At 45.0% G+C, this 1544-nt stretch carries 2 protein-coding genes; both read right to left on the bottom strand.

Features of this window, described 5'->3' with window-relative positions:
* Positions 1-713 (bottom strand): hypothetical protein (locus tag NF867_RS04705; RefSeq protein ID WP_252586444.1); only part of this gene is annotated, 713 nt, incomplete at its 3' end.
* A 45-nt stretch (positions 714-758) separates the two neighbouring features.
* Positions 759-1544: hypothetical protein (locus NF867_RS04700; RefSeq protein ID WP_252586443.1), on the bottom strand; the 786-nt coding region annotated here is incomplete at its 5' end.

Here is a 1544-nt window from a genome sequence, read left to right as displayed (position 1 = left end):
CCGGTGGTAGATACCGTTCCGCATCCGCCGGTTAAGTTAATAGTATATGTAAACGGACCTGATACCGTTGGGGTTCCGGTGATGGTGGCTACATCTGCCGCCCAGCTTCCGCTCACGCCGGCTGGTAAGCCGCTGAAGGTCGCTCCCGTTGCCCCCGTGGTCGCATACGTAATGTTAACCAGACCGGTGTTGATACATACGGTTTGTGCATCCGTACCCGCTGCCGAACTCAGGGCAATCGTGTTGGTTGGATCTATCGTAATAGCATCCGTACCATCAAAGTTACATGCATCTACAACAGGACTGGTTGGATACCAGTTATCCTCCAATACTGAAATCCCGAAGGTATAATTACCAGGAGCTACAATTGTTATGGGAATAGTTACAACCGCATTCGTTCCTGTTCGGGTAATGGTTACTCCTAATGGCAATGCTGCTGTATTAATTGTTCCACCTGTACCACCAGTATAGGTAAATGTCCATTCAGGTGAACCTGTCTGTTGGTCATCACTCGTCAAGTTAACCACTAAATCAAAGGGTTGACCAGAACAAACCGCAGTCGGTGTAATAGTCACCTTGGCTGTGGGTGGTTCTTTGATGGTGACTGGACAAACCTGCCCGAAGGAATAGTTTGCTAAAAACAACAAAAGTGCGGTAATTATTAAACTACTGCTCTGTTTTGCTTTTTTGATGATTTGGTAAATAATCCCCATATACTATAAAAAAAATCCTTGTTCTTCTTTAAATACTACTATATATCACGGACAAACTGTTGAACAGCCTGTGTTTATATCTTCTACAATAATTGAATAAATTCCTTTGGCTACACCGGTAAATTGGTAGCTATTAATACCTGAACTTGGAGAGCCTGTTAGCACTGTTGCTCCTGATATTAATTTAAAATTATAATGACCCGAACCTCCACTAGTAACAGTAACTGTAACCGTTCCTGTAGAAGTGCCCTTACAAACCACATTAGCCGCACTAACCGTAAATGTCATTTTTGGATGAATAGTTATGGTTGCAGTAGCCGTATTTGAACAAGAGCCATTCGTAAATGAATAAGTAATGGTATGTAATCCTGCAGTACTGTTAACTAAATCGATGACTCCAGTTGATGGATCTATTGCAAGACCAGGTGTACCTGAATAAGTACCGCCATTTTGCCCCGATTGAGTAACTGAAGCAGTACCTGATGGACAAAAAGATGATGCTGAATAAGAAATTGTCGCAGTTGGTGTAACCGGTTGTGCGTTCACCGTCACACTGGCCGAGACCACTGAAGTACAGGCACCAAGGGTGGCTGTTATGGTATAACTTCCTGCCGGTGCGGTAATCACTGCACCCGACTGGCTTACCCCTGCCGCTGGTGATACGTTATAAGTATACGTCGGATCGTAATTGGTAATCGTAAAGCTTCCCGTGGCTACAGAGCAGGTTGGCTGGGTTACCGACCCTAAGGTTGGCTGCGCAGGCGTTACTAACATCGCCGCATTGCTAAACGATGAAGAGGCTACCGAAGTACAGCTACCGTTTCCGGCTGT

The organism is Solitalea agri, assembly GCF_023914155.1.
GTDB classification, from domain to species: domain Bacteria; phylum Bacteroidota; class Bacteroidia; order Sphingobacteriales; family Sphingobacteriaceae; genus Solitalea; species Solitalea agri.
Note: the sequence above shows the minus strand (reverse complement) of the source record. Positions and strands in the feature narration are given on the sequence as shown.